Below are 19,745 nucleotides of genomic sequence, written 5' to 3'. Positions count from 1 at the left end.
CAGGCGGAGCGTGGCGCGCAGGCACGGCCGAACCGATGCGGAAACAGCGCCGGGGGCGGCTAGGGTTGGCCCATCATGAGTGACGACATCTCCACACCGGTTCCCACCCCGCCCGCTCCCGGCTCGACGCCGCTCCGAGTCCGCTTCTGCCCCTCGCCCACCGGCACCCCGCATGTGGGCATGGTGCGCACCTGCCTGTTCAACTGGGCCTACGCACGGCACACCGGCGGTACCTTCGTGCTGCGTATTGAGGACACCGACGCTGCCCGCGACTCCGAGGAGTCCTTCGAGGCGATCCTCGACTCGCTGCGCTGGCTCGGCCTGGACTGGGACGAGGGCGTTGCCAAGGGCGGCCCCCACGCCCCTACCGCCAGTCTCAGCGCACCGAGCTGTACCGCCAGGTCGCCAAGGAGCTGCTGGAGGCCGGGTACCTGTATGAGTCCTTCTCCACGCCCGCGGAGATCGAGGCGCGCCACCGCGCCAGGGGGGAGGACCCCAAGCTCGGCTACGACGGTTACGACCGCGACCTGACCGAGGAGCAGAAGGCCGCCTTTCGGGCCGAGGGGCGCCTGCCCGTGCTGCGTATGCGCATGCCGGACGAGGACATCACCTTCCACGACCTGGTGCGCGGTCCGGTCACCTTCAAGGCCGGCTCCGTGCCCGACTATGTGGTGGTGCGCGCAGGCGGAGACCCGCTGTACACGCTCGTCAACCCCGTCGACGACGCCGCCATGGGCATCACCCACGTGCTGCGCGGGGAGGACCTGTTGTCCTCCACCCCCAGGCAGGTGGTGCTGTACCGCGCCCTTATGGACATCGGGCGGGCGCAGCGGGTACCAGAGTTCGCCCACCTGCCCTACGTCATGGGGGAGGGGAACAAGAAGCTGTCCAAGCGTGACCCCGAGTCCAACCTGCTCATCCACCGCTTCCGCGGCATGGCGCCGGAGGGACTGCTCAACTACCTGGCCCTGCTGGGCTGGTCCCTGTCCAAGGACGAGGACGTGTTTACCCCCGAGCAGCTGGCGGCCGCCTTCGACATCGCCGATGTCAACCCCAACCCGGCCCGCTTCGACGCCAAGAAGTGCGAGGCCATCAACGCCGAGCACCTGCGCCGGCTGGAGGGTGACGACTTCCGCGACCGGCTGGTGCCCTACCTCGCCGACACCTACCCGGATCCGGCCGATCCCGAGTGGACGGCCCGCCCCCTGGTCAGCGCCACCACCTTCGCCGAGCTGCCCGAGCGTGAGCAGAGGATCCTCGCTGCGGCCGCGCCGCTGATCCAGACGCGCATCCAGCTGCTGCGCGAGTCCCGTGAGATGCTCGGCTTCCTGCTGGTGGATGACGCGGCGCTCGAGCTCGATGAGCGCGCCGTGGCAAAGCTGAAGGACTCCGCCCCGCAGGTGCTGGACGCCGCGATCGCAGCCCTTGAGACGCTGCCGGGACCGTGGCGCACCGAGGTGCTGGAGGAGGCTCTGCGGGCGGCCATCGTCGATGGGCTGGGGATCAAGCCGCGCCTGGCGTTCGGGCCCCTGCGCGTGGCCGTGACCGGGCGGCAGGTCTCCCCACCGCTGTTTGAGTCGATGGAGATTCTGGGGGCCGACTCCTGCCTTATGCGCCTGCGCGCTCTGCGGGCCCGCTTGGGCTGACCCGCTACCGGCTGACGCCGTCGCGCGGCCCGCCCGGCGGCGTCAGCTGCTCATCTTGCCTGCCTTGAGTCCCTCGATGCGAATACCCGACAGGATCGTGTGCCACTGGGCCGCGGAGACGTTCCTGCCACTGGAGCAGATGATCTCCACGCTGAAGTCAAGCCCGGCGTTGCCCACGGCGCGAGCGAACTTGTAGCCCTCGACGGACTCGGTGGTGCCGTCGTCGTAGTTGAAGGTACCGGTCCAGGTCACCGAGTACCCCTCCATGGTGCCGCCGTCGTCGCGCACCAGGTCCAGGGTCTCCCGACCGGTCTCGTTGTAATCGGTGATGACGGAGTCGTTCACCGGAACCAGCAGGGAGCTCATGGTGTCGTCATCCAGGCCGAGGTCGTGGATGCGCTCGGAGATGTCCCGGGTCTCATAGCCGATGCAGGCGTTGTCCCAGGTTCGGTAGCCCTCAATGTTGCCGTTGCTGGAGACGGCATCGGTGTTCACTACCGAGTCGTCCTGGTACCAGACGGAGGTGTCCTCGTTGTAGAACTTCAGCGTCGGCGGGCTCCACGGCTCCTCGGTCTGCTGGGGAGTGGCGGAGGGCGGTGCCTCGGAGCTGCGGGCGCTCAGGCCGACGCCCGAGGACGGGCTCGGGGTCGGGGTGGGCGTCAGCGTCGGGATGGGCTCTTGAGTGGACGCGCGCAGGGACAGGCCGGATCCGCCGGAGGCGGCGGTCGACTCGCTGGCTTTGCCGGAGCCTGAGCCACAGGCGGCCAGGGCGAGGCCGGAGGTCAGGCACAGGGCCAGGGCCAGGGCGCGCGTGGCCCGGCGCGCGGACGGGCGGCGCGGGGTACGGGGAGAAGTCATCTTTCCTCCGGGAGGGGAGTCGTGTACGGCTTTGTGACCTTGAAATACAGTAACGGTGAGTGACGGCAGTTTAAAGCGGTCCGTCTCCAGGCGCAGCCGCCGGGGTGGGGGAGTGGTCCCCATGCGCGTGGGCGCTGCCGGCGGCCTGCAGGAGTCGGGTCGGAGCGGGTGTGGCTGCACTCACGATGATCTGACTTGGCGTTCGCGGGGAGGCCGTGTAAATTACCGATCGCTGCCGGGGCGCTAGCCGCTCGGGCGCACCAATCTCTTGGGGTATGGTGTAATTGGCAACACAGGTGATTCTGGTTCATCCATTCTAGGTTCGAGTCCTGGTACCCCAGCCGAGTGCTGATAAGCCGTATTACTGCCGTCGCGATTGACGGATGAGTGCGGCCTCGGCGGCTCATACAAATCAATATCCGAGCCCCGTTCGTCTAGCGGCCCAGGACACCGCCCTCTCACGGCGGCAGCACCGGTTCAAATCCGGTACGGGGTACGAGCCACGGCTCCCGCGTGGAGCTCGTTGGCAGGCCCCGTTCGTCTAGCGGCCCAGGACACCGCCCTCTCACGGCGGCAGCACCGGTTCAAATCCGGTACGGGGTACTCACCGCGGCAAGTGAGCCCGCGTCTCCAGCCCGGCCCTGGCGGCCGGGCTTTTCCGTTTTTGCCCTGGGCGTGCGGGGGCGCCCAGGGCTGTCTCGGGCAGTCGGTCGCCGGGGATCTCCGGCGGCGTGGCGGAACGGTGGGCTTGGGCGCGGCGCGCTCCCACCGCATGAGTGGCTAAACTCGCCGCCGTGACCAACTTCCCCAAGCTCAGCGCCCCCGGCCCGCTCTCCGACGGTGCGATGCGCATCGTCCCACTGGGCGGACTCGGCGAGGTCGGGCGCAACATGACGGTTTTCGAGGTCGGCGGCAAGCTGCTCATCGTCGACTGCGGCGTGCTGTTCCCCGAGGAGGATCAGCCCGGTGTCGACCTCATCCTGCCGGACTTCACCTACATTGAGGACCGCCTCGACGACGTCGTCGCGATGGTGCTGACCCACGGGCATGAGGACCACATCGGCGGTGTGCCCTACCTGCTGCGGCTAAGGGAGGACATCCCCCTGGTCGGCTCGGACCTGACCCTGGCCTTCGTCTCCGCCAAGCTCTCCGAGCACCGCCTGCACCCGGTGCTGCGCGTAGTGGAGGAGCACGAACGGGTCAGCTACGGCCCGTTCGACCTTGAATTCGTGGCGGTGAACCACTCCATCCCCGACGCCATGGCCGCCATGATCCGCACGGAGGCGGGCTCGGTGCTGATCACCGGGGACTTCAAGATCGACTCCCTGCCCATCGACGGGCGCATCACGGATCTGCGCTCCTTCGCCCGTTTCGGCGATGAGGGCGTGGACCTGTTCTGCGTGGACTCCACCAACGCCGAGGTCCCCGGCATGATCGGGCATGAGAATCAGATCGGCCCGGTCCTGGACGGTGTCTTCGCCGAGTCCGACCAGCAGATCATCGTGGCTTCCTTCGCCAGCCACGTCCACCGGGTGCAGCAGGTGCTGGACGCGGCTGCCCTGCACGGCCGCCGCGTGGCCCTGATCGGCCGCTCCATGGTGCGCAATATGGGGATCGCTGCCGAACGTGGCTACCTGAACGTTCCAGAGGGGGTGCTCATCAACGCCCGCGACCTGGCGTCGCTGCCCCCGGACGAGCGGGTGCTGATGGTCACCGGTTCCCAGGGCGAGCCCATGGCGGCCCTGTCCCGCATGGCGCACGGCGAGCACCGCTCGGTGACGGTGGAGCCCGGAGACACGGTCATCTTTGCCTCCTCCCTGATTCCTGGCAATGAGAACTCCGTCAACCGGGTTATCAACCGGCTCATGCGCCTGGGGGCCCGGGTGGTCCACCAGGGCAATGCCAAGGTGCACGTCTCCGGCCACGCCTCCTCCGAGGAGCTGCTGCACGTGTACAACATCGTCGGCCCCCGCAACGTCATGCCGATCCACGGCGAGATCCGCCACCTGGTGGCCAATGGCGCCCTGGCGGTCAAGACCGGCGTCGACCCCAAGCGGGTGATGCTGTGCGAGGACGGGGTGGTGGTTGACCTGGCCGACGGCAAGGCCCGCATCGCCGGCTCCGTGCCCTGCGGCTACGTTTACGTGGACGGCTCCTCAATCGGCGAGATCGACGAGTCAGAGCTGAAGGACCGGCGCATCCTCGCCGAGGAGGGCTTCGTGTCCGTCTACGCCGTGGTAGAGACCTCGACCGGCACCATCTTGGCCGGGCCGGACATTCAGGCCCGCGGCGTCGCCGAGGACCCGGCTGTATTCGACGAGGTCCTGCCGGACGTCACCAACGCCTTGGCCGATGCGCTGGACAAGGGCAATGCCGATGCCCACTCCCTCCAGCAGGCCATGCGCCGCACGCTGGGCCGGTGGATCGGTCGGCGCCTGCGGCGGCGGCCCATGATCGTTCCCGTGGTAATCGAAGCATGAGCTGGATACGTAGCGGACTGATCAGCAAGGGCAATGGGCACAAGGCCATGCGCCGCCCGGCCTGCTTCATCTCCACCGGATCAGTCCTGATCGACCTGCCCCTGCACGTTGCGCGCATTCCCGCCCCCGGCGGCGCCGTGACCGCCACTTCCGCCGGGCCGACGGTCGGCGGCGGCTACACGGTCGTGTCCGCCGTCGCCCGCCAGGGACTGCCCGCCGCCCTGGCTGCGACCCTGGGGACCGGGCCCAACTCGGCTCAGGTGCGTGAAACCATGATGCGCGACGGCGTGGAGCTGCTCGTGGAGGAGCTGGTGGGTGACATCGGCACCTGCACCACCTTGATCGAGCCCAGCGGCAGGCGCACCTTCATCACCACCGAGGGCGTGGAGGCCGAGCCGCAGCTGGAGGACCTACAGCGCCTGGAGCTGCAGGCGGGCGACTGGGTCTACGCCACCGGCTACGACTTGGTGCACCGGTCCAGCCGCGATGTGCTCACCTCGTGGCTGCTGACCCTGCCCGACGGCGTCGGCCTGGTCATTGACCTGGGACCCGTGCAGCCGGAGATTCCCGACCACGTGCTGATGCCGATTCTGCGCCGCACCACGCTGCTGACCGGCAACCACTTCGAGACCACTCAGCTGACTGCTCGCCTGGGCAGTCCCGAGGCGCTGCGGCGAGCCTGCCCCAACGGGTTGCTCGTGCGCCGCACCGGCGTGCACGGCTGCGTGATGTGGCCCGTCGACGGCGATCGTATCGAGGTTCCGGGATTCGCCCGTGACGTGGTGGACACGACCGGCGCCGGCGACACGCACACGGGTGTGCTCGTGGTGGGCCTCATGGACGGCCTCGATGTGGTCTCCGCCGCCAGGCGCGCGAACGCCGCGGCCGCGGAGGCAGTCAGCCGGATCGGTCCGGCCCGCGCCCCGCGACGAGACGAGATCGACGCGTTCCTGCGCGTCTAGTCCGGCGTGGCAGGCGCATGGCTCCGTGAGCACGCAGGTAGCGTGGTGACCACCATGGCCAAAACTCGCACGAAGACCTTGCCGCCCCCTTCCCAGCCCTCCGGCGGGCGCTATCGCCGCACAGGCTGGGCGTTCGTCGTACTGGCGCTAGCCGTCGTTGTCGGATTGCGCGAGTGGTTCGGCATCTCCGGTGCCGCAGGCGGCGTGCTGCACCACATCGCCGCGGGGCCCCTGGGAGTGCTCGGGATCATCGTGCCGGTGCTGCTCGCCGGACTGGGCGTGGCCATGCTGCGCGCCCGCGCCATGAATGCCACACACGTGCGTGTGGGAGTCGGCAGTCTGGGCGTGCTCACCGGGGTGGCGGGCATCATCCACGTGTGCTCCGGCAACCCGTCGCTCGATTTCGGCATCGGATCGCTGGAGAATGCGGGAGGGCTGCTCGGCTGGGTGGTCGGCTACCCCCTGGCCACCCTGTTCAGCGCCATCGGCGCGGTGATCCTGTTCATCTTGCTGATCGCCTTCTCCGCCCTGGTGATATCCGGCAAGACGGTTGCCGAGATCCGGGAGTGGCTGGCTGAACGGCGCGGTTCCGCGGTCGAGGCCCCCAGTCTGGCCACCCGGACGCTGGGCCGGGTGCGCTCGGCCGTGTCCGGCCCGGACGCAGCCGATGCCGCCCCCACGGCGCGGCTGGACGCATATGACGGCGACGAGCCCTTCCGCAGCGCCATCGCGACCGATGAGCGGCCCCGCGGCAGTGGCCGCCGCAAGCGGTCCAAGGTGCGCAGCGATCGCAGCGATGCGGCCCCCGCCGTCGTTCCCAGCGATGCCGAGACCAGCGTCCTGCCGGACCCCCCGGTAGATGTTCCGCTCGACTCCGAGGCCGCCGCACCCGCGCCCGCACGCCGCGCGCGCAGGGGGACCAAGGGTGGTGGCAAGGCCAGGTCGGAAGCGGCTGCGCCCAGCGCGGCCGCTGCGCCCGCCGAGCCCGACGCCGTCACGCAGGAGACTCCCGCCGTCGCCGATGAGCCGGACTTTGCCGATGCGATCGCGCTGGGGCAGATGGAGCTGCCCGACGGCTCCACTTACAGCCTGCCCGAGGACTCCCTGCTCGAGCCCGGCCACGGCCATGCCACCCGTACCGACGCCAATGACGCCATCGTCAACAAGCTGCAGGACGTGTTCACGGAGTTCGGCGTGGACGCCACCGTCACCGGCTATACGCGCGGCCCGCAGGTCACCCGTTACGAGGTGCACCTGGGTCGCGGCGTGAACGTCTCGCGCGTCACCAGCCAGGCCAAGAACATCGCCTACGCGGTCGGCTCCGACGAGATCCGCCTGCTCACCCCGATCCCGGGCAAGAGCGCCATCGGGGTGGAGATCCCCAACTCCGACCGGGAGATGGTCAAGCTCGGCGACGTGCTGCGCTCCCAGGCCGCCAAGAAGCAGGCGCATCCGCTGGTGGTGGGACTGGGCAAGGACGTCGAGGGCGACTACGTGGTCACCAACCTGGCCAAGACCCCGCACCTGCTGGTGGCCGGCCAGACCGGCTCCGGAAAGTCCTCCTTCGTCAACTCCATGATCACCTCCATCATGATGCGGGCCACCCCCGAGGAGGTGCGCATGGTGCTGGTGGACCCCAAGCGCGTGGAGCTGACCATCTACGAGGGCATCCCGCACCTGATCACCCCGATCATCACCTCCCCGAAGAAGGCCGCCGAGGCCCTGGAGTGGGTGGTGCGGGAGATGGACGCCCGCTACGACGACCTGGCGTCCTTCGGCTTCAAGCACATCGACGACTTCAACAAGGCGGTGCGCGCCGGCGAGGTACAGCCCCTGCCCGGCTCCCAGCGCGTGATCGCCCCCTACCCCTACCTGCTGGTGGTGGTCGACGAGCTGGCGGACCTGATGATGACCGCCCCCAAGGACGTCGAGGCCTCCATCCAGCGCATCACCCAGTTGGCCCGCGCCGCCGGCATTCACCTGGTGCTGGCCACCCAGCGCCCGGTCGCCCAGGTGGTCACCGGACTGATCAAGTCCAACGTGCCCTCGCGCCTGGCCTTCGCCACCGCCTCCCAGCTGGACTCGCGCGTCATCCTGGACCAGAACGGCGCCGAGACGCTCACCGGCCAGGGCGATGCGCTCTACCTGGGTCCCGGCGCCTCCGCCCCCGTGCGCGTGCAGGGCTCCTGGGTCACCGAGTCGGAGATCCGCGCGGTAGTGGAGCACGTCAAGGGCCAGCTGCAGCCCGACTACCGGGAGGACGTGATCGTTCCGGAGGTCAAGAAGCAGATCGACGAGGAGATCGGCGATGACATGGACCTGCTGCTGCAGGCCGCAGAGCTGATCATCACCAGCCAGTTCGGCTCCACCTCCATGCTGCAGCGAAAGCTGCGGGTCGGCTTCGCCAAGGCCGGCCGGCTCATGGACCTGCTTGAGACGCGAGAGGTCGTAGGCCCCTCCGAGGGCTCCAAGGCCCGCGATGTCCTGGTGCAGCCCGAGCAGCTGGAGGAGACGCTCGCCTGGATCAAGGGGGAGGGCGCCGCTCCCGGCGGCAGCGAGCAGGACGAGGCCGCGGGCACCGGGGAGGACCTGGAGGCGGTCGGCCAGGCCGATACCGGCGCCACTGCTGCGCCGCCGTCCGACCGCTACGGGGAGGATCCCCTGGAGGCGGACCGGGGAGTCCCCGAGTCGGAGTCATGGGAGGACCTGGGTGCTGAGGAGGAGTCCGAGGACGCCTGGAGCCTGACCGGCCGCGGCGCCTCCTGGTGACTCAGTCGGCGGATACCCACCGCCCCCTCGCCGAGGTCGGTAGACGTTACGTGCCGAAGTCGGTCGTAGGGGCTGTACCGGCCCCAATCATCTAGGCTGGTGGCGATGAACACCACACCCACCGAGGCGGGCGCCGCCCGGGGCGCTGATGCGCCTCCGCTGCTCAATGTCGCCAACGCCCTGACGGTGCTGCGGCTGGTACTGGTCCCTGTCTTCATCTGGCTCATGCTCCAGCCCGGTGAGCCGATTCGGCTGGCCGCGACGGCGGTGTTCGTAGTCGCCGCGCTTACGGACAAGCTGGACGGGCAGCTGGCCCGCTCCCGGAATCTGATCACCAGCTTCGGGAAGATCGCCGATCCCATCGCCGACAAGGCACTGACCCTGTCCGCCTTCGTCTTGCTGTCCGCGGACGGGCGCCTGTGGTGGTGGGTGACGGTAGTCGTCATCGTGCGCGAGCTAGGTATTACGCTGCTGCGGTTCGTCATGCTGCGCCGCGCCGTCATGGCCGCCTCCCGCGGGGGCAAGCTCAAGACCACGCTGCAGATGACCGGCATTATCGGGCTGCTGACGCCCTGGGCACTGTTCTTGCCGGAGGCGCCGGCCAACGCGCTGACGGCGCTCGCATACGTAGCGATCGGAGCCGCTGTGGTGGTCACGGTGGTTACCGGGGTGGATTACGTGCTCCAGGCCAGTCGCATCGCTCGAGGGGAGGCATCCGCGTGACGACGCCGATGGAGCAGGCCCCCGCCGGTGGGAGCGCGGCCGGGGAGCCGGTGGCGGACGGTAGCCGCGGCACACTCGTGGAGGCTGCACGCTTCCTGCTGGCCAAGGCGGAGGCGAAGAACCTCACGCTGGCCGTGGCCGAGTCGTTGACCGGCGGCGAGGTGACCTCAACACTGGTGAGTGTTCCCGGGGCCTCCGCCGTCGTCGTCGGCGCCGTAGTCGCCTACGCCACCCGGATCAAGGAGCAGGTCTTAGGAGTTGACCCCGAGCGCCTGGCCGCCACTGGACCGGTGGATGGTGAGGTCGCCAAGCAGATGGCGGTGGGCGTGGCACGGCTCATGGGTACGGACCTCGGCCTGGCCACAACGGGTGTGGCCGGTCCCGGGGACGCCGATGGGCATCCGGCGGGAACCGTGCATGTGGCCGTGGCCTCCCCCTGGGGCGTGCTTGCGCGCGAGCTTCATCTGTCCGGGGACCGGATCGCCGTGCGCGACAACACCACTACTGCGGTGCTGGCCCTGGCCGGGGCACTGCTGGAGGCCGCTCCGCCTGCGTGACCCGGTCGCTGGTGGAGGCGAGTGGACTGGCAGGGACGGCTTTGCCTGGCGGACCTCGAGGACACTTACGCGACCTCCAGGTTCCTCCCAGATTTCTCGGCGAGGATCTGGGCAGCGCCGCCGGGGAATGATCCGCCGGAGGCGGGAATGAAACCGGCAGATGAATGGTTGTGCCACACGATGAACAACGTGACTCACACCCGCACCAACCGCTCCGCGCGCCCGGTCGGCCGCGCGCCGATGCGGCAGGCCCCCGTGGCGGGGCGCGGCGCCGTCGTAGAGAACACGGCGAGTAAGCATGACAGTATCCTCTTGCGTCGGGAGATCGGCGAGGTACTCCGCTCGGTTCGCCAGCACCAGGGACGCACCCTGCGTGAGGTCTCCGGGCAGGCCCGCGTGTCCCTCGGCTACCTCTCCGAGGTGGAGCGTGGGCAGAAGGAGGCCTCCTCGGAGCTGCTGGCCGCGATCTGCCAGGCACTGGACGCCCCACTGTCCGCGGTACTGCGTGAGGTTTCCGACCGCATCGCCGTGGCCGAGGGCGTGGCCGTGCCGGACACGATTCCGGATGAGCTTGTTCGGCAGCAGGGCATGCCCCTGCGCTGACCGTCGACTCGGCTGTATTGACTCGGCCAGAGACATTCGGAGGCTGAGCAGAACTGTGCCCGGGTGCTGCCGCTGCGGCGGTGAGCGCCCGGGCACAGCTGCGTCGGACCGGTGAACCGTTGTGGCTTCCCGGCAGGCACGCCGCCGACGGCGGTCCGTGTGGGCGAGCTCGCAGTGGCCTGCGGCGGGATCCCGGCACCGGCACCGGAAAATGGGCTGCGGCTCGGCAAGGGGCGGTCCGCGATACCGCTCCAGGTCCGGTCGGCCCCGGTGAAGAAACGCATGAAGCACGATGTGAGGCAAGATGAAGCACTCGGAGTTCTGGCGTGCGGTTGACGCTGTGTTCGGCTCGGCTTACGGGCGCTCGCTGGCCCAGGACCTGGTCCTGACCGGCATCGGGCGCACCAGCGTGGAGGCTCTGGACGCGGGAGTGCCGCCGCGTGATGTCTGGCACGCCCTGTGCGATGACACTGATCGCAATGAGGCGGAACGCTGGGTGTTCCGCGATGACCCGCGCGCTCGCCGCCGCGACACGCGGTGAATGCAGCCGCTATTCGAACAGTTGTTCGCCTACTGTTGTCCACAGGCGGCGTTGACGCGCCCCGCGTCCACAGGGACGGCTAAGCGGTGGTGATACATGTCAGTGGTCCGGCATAACGTCGCTCGTGAGCCCCGGAGAGGGGTACCGCAACCAGGACCAGACGTAGCCACCGCGGCGGAGAGCCGCACGAGAACAGAGGAATACCAATGCCCGCTGCAACCCAGACGCAGGACCGCTCCAAGGCCCTGGCGACCGCCCTCGCGCAGATCGATAAGTCCTTCGGCAAGGGCTCCGTCATGCGACTCGGCGACGACTCCCGGCCGCCGGTGTCGGTAATCCCCACCGGCTCCGTCGCACTCGACGTCGCCCTGGGCATCGGTGGACTACCGCGTGGCCGTGTAGTAGAGATCTACGGGCCGGAGTCGTCCGGCAAGACCACAGTTGCGCTGCACGCCGTCGCCAACGCGCAGAAGGCCGGCGGCAATGCCGCCTTCATTGACGCCGAGCACGCCCTGGACCCGGTCTACGCCAAGGCTCTGGGCGTGGACACCGACAACCTGCTGGTCTCCCAGCCGGATACGGGCGAGCAGGCCCTGGAGATCGCGGACATGCTCATCCGCTCCGGCGGGCTGGACATCATCGTCATCGACTCCGTAGCCGCCCTCGTGCCCAAGGCTGAGATCGAGGGGGAGATGGGTGACTCGCACGTCGGCCTGCAGGCGCGGCTGATGAGCCAGGCGCTGCGCAAGATCACCGGTGCCCTGTCGGCCACCGGTACCACAGCCATCTTCATCAACCAGCTGCGTGAGAAGATCGGCGTGTTCTTCGGCAACCCCGAGACCACCACCGGCGGCAAGGCCCTGAAGTTCTACGCCTCCGTGCGTATCGACGTGCGCCGCATCCAAACCCTTAAGGACGGCGACCAGCCGGTTGGCAACCGCACCCGGGCGAAGGTCGTCAAGAACAAGATGGCTCCGCCCTTCAAGCAGGCCGAGTTCGACATCCTCTACGGCCAGGGCATCTCCCGGGAGGGCGGCATCCTTGACCTGGGCGTGGAGAACGGCATTGTGCGCAAGTCCGGCGCCTGGTTCACCTACGGCACCGACCAGCTCGGCCAGGGTAAGGAGAACGCGCGTACCTTCCTCAAGGACAATCCTGAGCTCGCCGATGAGATCGAGTACAAGATCCTGGCTGCTCTCGGCATTGGCGAGCCGGGCCGGAAGGCCCGCGAGGAGGCGGAGCAGGAGGCTGCGGAGCAGGCCGCCGCTGCGCAGACTGCCCCTGCGGGCGGGAAGGGCACTGCGGCAACCGCGTCCAAGGCGGGCGGACGCAAGAAGAAGGCGGCTGCGGCCGAGGAGGCCGACGCCATGTTCGGTGAGGACGCCGGCGGCTTCTGATGCCCTGGCTCACCCCGGACGCGCACACCGAGCAGGTCGAGACGGCCAGGGACATCGTCCTGCGCCGCCTCGACCGCTCCGCTGCACCGCGCGCGGCACTGGCGCAGCTGCTGGAGCGTAAGCAGACCGACCCCGCCGTCGCCCGGGAGGTCCTGGACCGGCTTGAGGCGGCGGGGGTGATTGACGACGCCGCCTATGCCGCCCGCCTGGCCCGTACCCGCTTTGCGGAGAAGGGAGCCGCCCGGCGCGCTATCGCGGACGAGCTACGCCGCAAGGGCCTGGGGGAGGGGCACATCCACGCCGCCCTGGCCCAGATCGATGGCGAGGACGAGGAGGCGGCCGCCCTGGTGCTGGCGCGCAAGCGACTGGCTGCCAGCCGTGGGCTCGAGCCCGCCGTACGCCGGCGCCGCGCCCTGGCCGCACTGGGCCGCAAGGGGTACGGCGCCGACGTAGCCGCGCGTGCCGTCGAGCGTGCTCTGGCGGAGGAGGGGGCCGGTACCGGGACCGTGCGCATGAGCCCGGAGGCTGCATCGGAAACCGAGTGGGGCGCCTAGGTCGTATGTATTGCGTATGTGGGTAGGGGCTGCGTGGTGTGCGGCCAGTTGTGCCCACTTAAACGGCGCGCCCAGCGGTGGGTGCAGGCGCGCACCCTGCCGGAACTCGGCTGGGGGATGACACCCGGTGTCACTCCTGCGGCAGCGTCAGGTCACGGTAGTCGTAGACGTCTACGAACGTGACCTCGGCGCCGTCGGTGATTTGGACGATGTAGTCGGAGTGCACCTCAGTCGAGTTGAAAGTGTTGTCCAGCTTGATGGCCTCTGAGCGGTCCGCCGGAACCAACCAGGTGCCCTGCACATCGGCCCCGTATAAGGTCGAGGTGAGCAGCAGGCTGCCGTCGGAGAACTCCCCGGCGATCTTGGCCCCCGCAGTGGGAGCGAGATCGGCCAGGCACTCTAACGAGTGATCATCAAGGGTGACGCGAGCGAGGCCCGCATACAGGGCGGTGTCGGAGATGGTCGGGTACTGGTGGTTCTCACCCAGCTCGCAGGCGCCGGTGTCCACCTCGACGACGGCACCCGTCTCATCCACCAGCCACAGGTCCTCGTTGTGCTTCAGCCCCAGGTGCGTGGGACCAGGAATGAACCGAACGCTGTCACTGTCGGCGATCAGCAGCTCGGCGGGGCCGAGCTGCACGATGTTGTTGGTGTCAACCTGCTTGTCGGTGAGGGTGAACAGCGGCGTGCCATTCCACTGGGCCACGTCGCTCAGCTGGAAGTCGCCCTCGGCTGAGAGCAGCTCACCCCAGCTCGATCCGGTCAACGAGAGGTCGGCGTTGACGTACAGCACGCCGGAGGTCGTTGAGTCGTCCTCCATGACGATCGCGCCCGCGAAGTTCTCATTGGAGCGCACCGACACGCCCGCGTACTCGAATGCCGCCGCCGCCAGATCCTCGGAGGTGGCCCGGCCGGTCTCCAGCTCCAGCCAGGTGACCTGATTCGCCATGGCCTCGGTGTTCCGCAGGAGGATCTCGTCCTCACTCGTCTCGTCTGGTCCGGCGAACCACACCGAGACGACGCCGATCCCCGGGTCCGCGCTCAGCCGCAGATGCATGTCGGCCGCGTCGTCGGGCACCGCCACGGCGGTGGACCAGGCTTCGGTACCGTCCCACAGCGCACGCCGGACCGTCAGGTCCGCGGAGGCGTCCGTGCGCGGTTCGATGTAGGTAACACCTGCCTCGTCCGCGTAGACCGTGCCCGTTTCTGCCTTGAAACTGAGCGTGGTGGCGGTTAGTCCCGAGGCCTCAAAGTTACCCGCCAGAGGGGTCTGCGTGCCGTAGGTGGTGCGGCTAGGCGAGGCTGCCGCGGAGGAGCCGGCCTGCGTCGCCGTGGGGGAGGAGCATGCCGCCGCAGCGGCCAGGGCGGAGGCGGCGACCAGTGCGGCCGTACGGCGGGGGAGATTACGAAGTCGCATTACTAAGGCTCCTGGGTCAATGTCTGGGACAACGGGGAGTAAAACAGGCATGTCACGGTTTTCGCAAGCGTTATTTCCCTGGGTGTCGCCGGGGCGGGCTGGTGCCGTGGCACGGGCGGTACGCGGCTGGTGCCGGGCTGTTACAGAAGTTGGCTTGGGGCGCGCGGGGACGCAGGTGTGAGGTGAATCATGGGGAGCGGCATCGGCATTGATTTCCTCTTACGTAAGGCAACCCTTACATTTTCCCTATGAGACGTCCTGTCGCCATCGCCATGGGCGCCGCGGGCCTCGCCGCTGCGGGCGCCGCAATCGCCCTCACCGCCCGCACGCCCCGTCCGCGCGTGCCCGCCGTCTCCGTCGACGCCGACCGTCACCGCCCGCCACGCGTGATCATCGCTGGTGGCGGCTATGTCGGCTTCACCGTAGCCCGGGCGCTGCGCAGGCGGCTGAACACCGACGAGGTCGAGATCGCCGTCGTCGACCCGCGCCCGTACATGACCTACCAGCCCTTCCTGCCGGAGGTCGCCGCAGGCTCCATCCAGCCGCGGCACGTGGTCGCCTCCCACCGCCGCAGCCTGGACGGCATCACCATCCTCACCGGCTCGGTCACCGCCATTGACCATGCCAGCCGCACCATCACCATCACGCCCCCGGTCCCAGAATCCACGCTCGTGGCCCCAGAGCCGTACCCGCTCGCCTACGACCACCTGGTGCTGGCCCTGGGCGCCGAGGCCCGCACCCTCCCCATTCCCGGCCTGGCGGAGCAGGCCCTCGGCTTCAAGCAGGTGGAGGAGGCCCTGGCGCTGCGCAACCGGGTGCTCTCCCGTATCGAGGACGCCGCCTCCACGTGGGACCACGACCGCCGTCGGCGCCTGCTGACCTTCGTGTTCGTCGGCGGAGGATTCGCCGGCGTGGAGGCGATTGCCGAGCTGGAGGACATGGCTCGCGCCGCCGTCGCCAAGATTCCCAGCATCGCACAGGAGGACGTGCACTTCGTGCTGGTGGAGGGCACCCGCCGCATCCTGCCGGAGCTGACCGAGGAGCTGTCCGGCTACGGCCTGCAGCAGCTGCGCGAGCGGGACATCGACGTGCGGCTGTCCACCTTCCTTAACTCCTGCGTCGACGGGCACGTGGTCCTGTCCGACGGAACCGAGTTCGACGCCGACACCATCGTGTGGACCGCCGGCGTGAAGGCAGCCCCGGTACTGGCGGACTCCGATCTGCCGATCGATGCGCGCGGTCGCGTGACCGCCCTGCCCACGTTGCAAGTGGCCCGCGACGGCGTCGTCGTCGCGGGCGCCTGGGGGGCCGGCGACTGCGCGGCCGTGCCGGACCTCACCAGCGCAGAACCGGACGCCACCTGCGCCCCCACCGCCCAGCACGCCGTGCGCCAAGCCAAGGTACTGGCTGAGAACCTGGCGGCCACCTTGGCGGCCGGCGGCGCTCACGAGCCCCGGCTGAACTCCTACCGGCACGAGAATCTCGGCACCGTCGCCTCCCTGGGTATCGGCAAGGGCGTGGCCCGCATCATGGGCCACAACCTGCGCGGTTTCCTGGCCTGGACCGCTCACCGGGGCTACCACGTCTACGCCATGCCCACCTTGAACCGGAAGGTGCGCATCATGATGGACTGGCTGGCCGCCGTCGTCTTCCGCCGCGATCTGGCCAGCTTCGGCTCGGTGGCCGCGCCCGGTGCCGCCTTCGCGGCGGCCGCCGAGCACGATGCCCGGCTCGCCCGGCGGCGCGAGCAGTCCCGCCCCTCCGCCTGAGCGCTCGGGCTCAGCGCGGCTGCTGCGGCGTTGTCGGGGCGGGAATGTCCGCCACATCCGCCGCGGTGGCGATGCCGGTGACCGTAGTCATCTCCTCGCTGGTGCGGCGGCTGAGCCGGTCCGCCAGCCGCTGCGCCAACCAGGACATCCCGAAGTTGAGCACCACGAAGATGGCGGCGGTCACGATCAGGGACGGGATCAGGTTCGCCTTCGCGCTGCCCAGCAGGCTGCCCGCGGCCAGCAGCTCGGAGTAGGTAATGATGTAGCCCAGCGCCGTGTCCTTCAGTGCCACGATCAGCTGGCTGATCATGGCCGGCATCATCGCCACCAGCGCCTGGGGCAGCTCGATGAGTCGGCGCGAGCGCGTCGGGGTGAGCCCAATCGCCAGGGCCGCCTCCCGCTGGCCGGAGGGCAGGGAGTGGATACCGGAGCGGACCAGCTCGGCCACCACCGAGCCGTTGTACAGGGTCAGGGCCGTCACTACGCCCCAGAAGGCCGCCGAGCTCGCGGGGACGAAGGAGACCTGGGAGAACATGAAGTAGAAGAACAGCATGAGCACCAGGACTGGTACCGCCCGGAAGAACTCCACCACTACGGTGCTCAGCCAGCGCACCAGGCGGGCGTCCGCGAGCCGCCCCAGGCCGAAGGCAACACCGAAGACGAAGGCGGCCACCAGTGCCACGGCCGCGGCACGCAGCGTCGCCCACAGGCCGGGCAGCAAGTAGTCAGTCCAGGCGGACGCGGTCAGGAAGGGCGCCCACCGCGCGGCTGTGAACTGGTCCTTGGCGGCCAGGGCCGCGATCACCCACGCCCCCAGCGCCACCAGGAGGATCACGCCGATTACGTTGCCGATGCGCTCGCGGCGCAGGGCCTTGGGGCCCGGCAAGTCGAATAGGAGCGACTGGTCGTTCATCGTGCCACCGCCAGCTTTCGGGAAAGGGAGGTTGTGAGCAGCCCGATCGGCAGGACGATGATGGTCCAGCCGATCGCGAAGATGGCGAAGATCGCCAGCAGGTGCTGCGGGGAGAACTCGAACATGTCGGACATGACCGAGGCGGCCTGGGCGACGCCGGCGGCCGAGGCGACCGTGGTGTTCTTCGCCAGGGCGATCAGCGTGTTGCCCAGCGGTGCCACCGCCCCGCGCAGCGTCTGCGGCAGGATGATCGAGCTCATGGTCTGCCCGAAGCCCAGGCCGATTGCGCGGGCGGCCTCTGCCTGCCCGCGCGGGACGGTGTTCAGGCCGGAGCGCAGCGCCTCGCACACGAAGGTCGCCGTGTACACGCTCAGGCCAATGACCGTCAGCCAGAAGGAGTTGCGCGCCAGCCACTGGTCACCCCACCGGCCGGAGACCACGATGCCGAGCTGCCCGTAAAGGCCCAGTGAGCAGGCCAGGATGATCAGGGTCAGCGGGATATTCATGACGATGTTGGTGAAGGCCGTGGCGAATCCGCGCAGTGACCCCATGGGGCTGACCCGCATGATCATTAGGACCGTGCCCAGCAGGGCGGCGCCGAGCGCGGAGAAGACGGTCAGCTCGATATTGACTAGGAACGCGCCAAGGATGTTGTACTGGGAAAGCAGCTCACTCAATGACTCTTCCTTTCCTTGATCCGGGAGTGGGCGGGGCTACTCGCACAGCGAGTCGTCGACCGCAGGCGGGTTGAGCGCCGTGTCGGGATCGAAGGACGTGCCCACGGATTCCTCCAGGAGCCGGCTCCAGGTGCCCTCGGCGATGATCTGGGTGATGGCCTGGTTGACCGCGCGGCAGCGCTCGGCGCCGTCCTTGGGCAGGCCGACACCGTAGTGCTCCTCGGAGAAGGCGTTGCCGACTACCTCCACCTTGCCGGTGTAGTTCGGCTGTGCGGCGAAACCCGCCAGGATGATGTTGTCGGTGGTAACCGCATCCACCGTGCCCGCCGCCAGGAACTCCACGCACTGGGAGTAGGAGCGCACGGGGAACAGCTGCACGGAGCCGGAGGAGTAGTTGTCGCGGATGGTCTGTGCCGAGGTTGATCCCTCCACTGAGCACAGGATGTGCCCGTCCATGTCATCGGGCCCGTTGATGTCGGAGCCGGTGCGCACGAGCAGGTCCTGGCCGGCTATGAAGTATGGCCCGGCGAAGGTGATCTTCTCCCGCCGCGCGTCGGTGATCGAGTAGGTGCCGATGACCATGTCCACCTGCCCGTTCTGCAGCATTGTCTCGCGCTGGGCGGAGACGGCCTCGATCCAGGTGATCTCGTCCTCGGTGTAGCCGAGCTTGCCCGCTATGGCGCGGCCCATCTCGACGTCGAAGCCGGTGTAGCGTGCGCCGTCCTTCAGGCCCATGCCGGGCTGGTCGAACTTGATGCCGATGCGGATGGTGTGCCCGGAGCCGGCGGAGTCGGCACCGCAGGCCGCCAGCGGCGTCATGACCACCGCCAGGCCGATGATGACCGCCGCCAGGGCGCGGGCGCGAAGACCCGGGCCGGTGCGCGGGCGCCGTCGGCCACGAGGAGTGTGAAGGATGGGTGCCATGCCGGCCTCCTGTGTGAATGGTTGTCGCTGGGGTGAGCCGAGTGACGCGCCGTAGCGTCGGCGACCGCCCGCACGCTTAGTGCGTGATGAGTTTGGACAGGAAGTCCTTGGCCCGGTCGGTGCGCGGGCTGGTGAAGAACTGGTCGGGCGGAGCCTGCTCCACGATGGCGCCGTCAGCCATGAAGACAACGCGGTCGGCGGCCTGGCGGGCAAAGCCCATCTCGTGAGTGACGATGATCATAGTCATGCCCTCGGCCGCCAGCTCGGTCATGACATCAAGGACCTCCTTGACCATCTCGGGGTCCAGGGCGGAGGTGGGCTCGTCGAAGAGCATCACCTTGGGGCGCATCGCCAGGGCCCGGGCGATGGCGACGCGCTGCTGCTGCCCGCCGGACAGCTGGGCCGGGAACTTGGCTGCCTGGGTCTCCACCCCCACCCGCCGCAGCAGCTGGCGCGCCTGCTCCTCGGCCTCGGCCCTGGGGGTCCCGCGCACCTTGATGGGGCCGAGGGTGACGTTGTCGAGAATGGTCTTGTTGGCGAATAGGTTGAAGGACTGGAAGACCATGCCGACGTCGGCCCGTAGCCGGGCCAGGTCCTTGCCCTCCTGCGGCAGCTCCTGGCCGTCAATGCGAATGATGCCGGAGTCGATTGACTCCAGCCGGTTGATGGTGCGGCACAGGGTCGACTTTCCCGATCCGGACGGCCCCAGGACTACGACCACCTCCTGCCGGTGCACGGAGAGGTTGATGTCCTTGAGCACGTGTAGATCGCCAAAGTGCTTGTTGAGGCCAATGATCTCAACGAGCGCCTCCCGGTGGTCAGCGTGCCCGGGCACTGGCGTGGGTGTGGCATTCATACCGCAATGACATCCGCAGTCCATGTCGGCAATGGGCCAGGTGTGTTTCTGGCGTGTTACGGCGGGTGGGCGACGACGTTACGGAAATCACCCGAAAGG

Annotated in this window: 16 protein-coding genes, 3 tRNA genes and 1 pseudogene; 14 read left to right on the top strand and 6 right to left on the bottom strand. The window is 68.7% G+C overall.

Annotation, left to right across the window (positions count from 1 at the left end):
* Positions 1-180 precede the first annotated feature (180 nt).
* Positions 181-1,646, top strand: a pseudogene (gltX, locus tag CWT12_RS08590) (glutamate--tRNA ligase).
* 42 nt (positions 1,647-1,688) lie between these two features.
* Here gltX and CWT12_RS08585 read toward each other — a convergent pair.
* Positions 1,689-2,504, bottom strand: coding sequence for a hypothetical protein (locus tag CWT12_RS08585; RefSeq protein WP_161924477.1), 816 nt, complete (start codon positions 2,502-2,504; stop codon positions 1,689-1,691).
* Positions 2,505-2,773: 269 nt separating this feature from the next.
* On the opposite strand from CWT12_RS08585, the gene CWT12_RS08580 reads away from it, so the two are divergent.
* From CWT12_RS08580 to CWT12_RS08525, 12 genes are all read left to right on the top strand, one after another.
* Positions 2,774-2,845: transfer RNA gene (locus CWT12_RS08580), tRNA-Gln, on the top strand.
* Positions 2,846-2,927: 82 nt separating this feature from the next.
* Positions 2,928-3,000: transfer RNA gene (locus CWT12_RS08575), tRNA-Glu, on the top strand.
* Positions 3,001-3,034: 34 nt separating this feature from the next.
* A tRNA-Glu gene (locus CWT12_RS08570) sits at positions 3,035-3,107 on the top strand.
* A gap of 242 nt (positions 3,108-3,349) precedes the next feature.
* Entirely contained in the window at positions 3,350-4,984 is a 1,635-nt protein-coding gene (locus CWT12_RS08565; protein WP_161925393.1) for a ribonuclease J, read from the top strand.
* Between the two features lie 47 nt (positions 4,985-5,031).
* The gene (locus CWT12_RS08560; protein ID WP_161925392.1) at positions 5,032-5,946 is read left to right on the top strand and encodes a PfkB family carbohydrate kinase; all 915 of its coding nucleotides are present in this window, start codon (positions 5,032-5,034) and stop codon (positions 5,944-5,946) included.
* Positions 5,947-6,000: 54 nt separating this feature from the next.
* The gene (locus tag CWT12_RS08555) at positions 6,001-8,715 is read left to right on the top strand and encodes an FtsK/SpoIIIE family DNA translocase (RefSeq protein ID WP_161924476.1); all 2,715 of its coding nucleotides are present in this window, start codon (positions 6,001-6,003) and stop codon (positions 8,713-8,715) included.
* Between the two features lie 105 nt (positions 8,716-8,820).
* On the top strand, positions 8,821-9,438 hold the full coding sequence (pgsA, locus tag CWT12_RS08550) for a CDP-diacylglycerol--glycerol-3-phosphate 3-phosphatidyltransferase (protein ID WP_161924475.1): 618 nt from the start codon (positions 8,821-8,823) through the stop codon (positions 9,436-9,438).
* A gap of 8 nt (positions 9,439-9,446) precedes the next feature.
* On the top strand, positions 9,447-9,995 hold the full coding sequence (locus CWT12_RS08545; protein ID WP_161925391.1) for a CinA family protein: 549 nt from the start codon (positions 9,447-9,449) through the stop codon (positions 9,993-9,995).
* 180 nt (positions 9,996-10,175) lie between these two features.
* Entirely contained in the window at positions 10,176-10,598 is a 423-nt protein-coding gene (locus CWT12_RS08540) for a helix-turn-helix domain-containing protein (RefSeq protein ID WP_202616177.1), read from the top strand.
* A 304-nt stretch (positions 10,599-10,902) separates the two neighbouring features.
* On the top strand, positions 10,903-11,139 hold the full coding sequence (locus tag CWT12_RS08535) for a DUF3046 domain-containing protein (protein ID WP_161924474.1): 237 nt from the start codon (positions 10,903-10,905) through the stop codon (positions 11,137-11,139).
* Between the two features lie 206 nt (positions 11,140-11,345).
* Positions 11,346-12,536 (top strand): recombinase RecA, encoded by a 1,191-nt coding sequence (gene recA, locus CWT12_RS08530; RefSeq protein ID WP_161924473.1) that lies wholly within the window; start codon positions 11,346-11,348, stop codon positions 12,534-12,536.
* A complete protein-coding gene (locus CWT12_RS08525) occupies positions 12,536-13,090 on the top strand; it encodes a regulatory protein RecX (RefSeq protein WP_161924472.1) in 555 nt (184 codons plus the stop codon). The genes recA and CWT12_RS08525 overlap by 1 nt, the downstream gene beginning before the upstream one ends.
* A 130-nt stretch (positions 13,091-13,220) precedes the next feature.
* On the opposite strand, the gene CWT12_RS08520 is transcribed toward CWT12_RS08525, so the two are convergent.
* Entirely contained in the window at positions 13,221-14,507 is a 1,287-nt protein-coding gene (locus tag CWT12_RS08520) for a hypothetical protein (RefSeq protein ID WP_161924471.1), read from the bottom strand.
* A gap of 248 nt (positions 14,508-14,755) precedes the next feature.
* Here CWT12_RS08520 and CWT12_RS08515 point away from each other — a divergent pair, with 248 nt between their 5' ends.
* Positions 14,756-16,276 (top strand): NAD(P)/FAD-dependent oxidoreductase, encoded by a 1,521-nt coding sequence (locus tag CWT12_RS08515; protein ID WP_161924470.1) that lies wholly within the window; start codon positions 14,756-14,758, stop codon positions 16,274-16,276.
* A 10-nt stretch (positions 16,277-16,286) separates the two neighbouring features.
* Here CWT12_RS08515 and CWT12_RS08510 read toward each other — a convergent pair whose 3' ends face one another.
* From CWT12_RS08510 to CWT12_RS08495, 4 genes are all read right to left on the bottom strand, one after another.
* On the bottom strand, positions 16,287-17,189 hold the full coding sequence (locus CWT12_RS08510) for an amino acid ABC transporter permease (RefSeq protein ID WP_161924469.1): 903 nt from the start codon (positions 17,187-17,189) through the stop codon (positions 16,287-16,289).
* Complete coding sequence (locus tag CWT12_RS08505; RefSeq protein WP_161924468.1) at positions 17,186-17,866, bottom strand: amino acid ABC transporter permease; 681 nt, start codon at positions 17,864-17,866, stop codon at positions 17,186-17,188. The genes CWT12_RS08510 and CWT12_RS08505 overlap by 4 nt, the downstream gene beginning before the upstream one ends.
* 36 nt (positions 17,867-17,902) lie before the next feature.
* Entirely contained in the window at positions 17,903-18,790 is an 888-nt protein-coding gene (locus CWT12_RS08500) for a glutamate ABC transporter substrate-binding protein (protein WP_161924467.1), read from the bottom strand.
* A gap of 76 nt (positions 18,791-18,866) precedes the next feature.
* Positions 18,867-19,646 carry an amino acid ABC transporter ATP-binding protein gene (locus CWT12_RS08495; protein ID WP_161924466.1) on the bottom strand — a complete coding sequence of 260 codons (780 nt, stop codon included), beginning with the start codon at positions 19,644-19,646 and terminating at the stop codon, positions 18,867-18,869.
* Positions 19,647-19,745 lie beyond the last annotated feature (99 nt).

The sequence above is a fragment of the Actinomyces sp. 432 genome (assembly GCF_009930875.1).
Lineage (GTDB): Bacteria > Actinomycetota > Actinomycetes > Actinomycetales > Actinomycetaceae > Actinomyces.
Note: the sequence above shows the minus strand (reverse complement) of the source record. Positions and strands in the feature narration are given on the sequence as shown.

Coding starts and splice junctions, on each gene's coding strand:
- pgsA (WP_161924475.1), top strand. CDS start 8,821: ATGAACACCACACCCACCGAGGCGGGCGCCGCCCGGGGCGCTGATGCG.
- CWT12_RS08500 (WP_161924467.1), bottom strand. CDS start 18,790: ATGGCACCCATCCTTCACACTCCTCGTGGCCGACGGCGCCCGCGCACC.
- CWT12_RS08585 (WP_161924477.1), bottom strand. CDS start 2,504: ATGACTTCTCCCCGTACCCCGCGCCGCCCGTCCGCGCGCCGGGCCACG.
- recA (WP_161924473.1), top strand. CDS start 11,346: ATGCCCGCTGCAACCCAGACGCAGGACCGCTCCAAGGCCCTGGCGACC.
- CWT12_RS08565 (WP_161925393.1), top strand. CDS start 3,350: ATGCGCATCGTCCCACTGGGCGGACTCGGCGAGGTCGGGCGCAACATG.
- CWT12_RS08495 (WP_161924466.1), bottom strand. CDS start 19,646: ATGAATGCCACACCCACGCCAGTGCCCGGGCACGCTGACCACCGGGAG.
- CWT12_RS08540 (WP_202616177.1), top strand. CDS start 10,176: ATGAACAACGTGACTCACACCCGCACCAACCGCTCCGCGCGCCCGGTC.
- CWT12_RS08515 (WP_161924470.1), top strand. CDS start 14,756: ATGAGACGTCCTGTCGCCATCGCCATGGGCGCCGCGGGCCTCGCCGCT.
- CWT12_RS08520 (WP_161924471.1), bottom strand. CDS start 14,507: ATGCGACTTCGTAATCTCCCCCGCCGTACGGCCGCACTGGTCGCCGCC.
- CWT12_RS08535 (WP_161924474.1), top strand. CDS start 10,903: ATGAAGCACTCGGAGTTCTGGCGTGCGGTTGACGCTGTGTTCGGCTCG.
- CWT12_RS08545 (WP_161925391.1), top strand. CDS start 9,447: ATGGAGCAGGCCCCCGCCGGTGGGAGCGCGGCCGGGGAGCCGGTGGCG.
- CWT12_RS08510 (WP_161924469.1), bottom strand. CDS start 17,189: ATGAACGACCAGTCGCTCCTATTCGACTTGCCGGGCCCCAAGGCCCTG.
- CWT12_RS08560 (WP_161925392.1), top strand. CDS start 5,032: ATGCGCCGCCCGGCCTGCTTCATCTCCACCGGATCAGTCCTGATCGAC.
- CWT12_RS08525 (WP_161924472.1), top strand. CDS start 12,536: ATGCCCTGGCTCACCCCGGACGCGCACACCGAGCAGGTCGAGACGGCC.
- CWT12_RS08555 (WP_161924476.1), top strand. CDS start 6,001: ATGGCCAAAACTCGCACGAAGACCTTGCCGCCCCCTTCCCAGCCCTCC.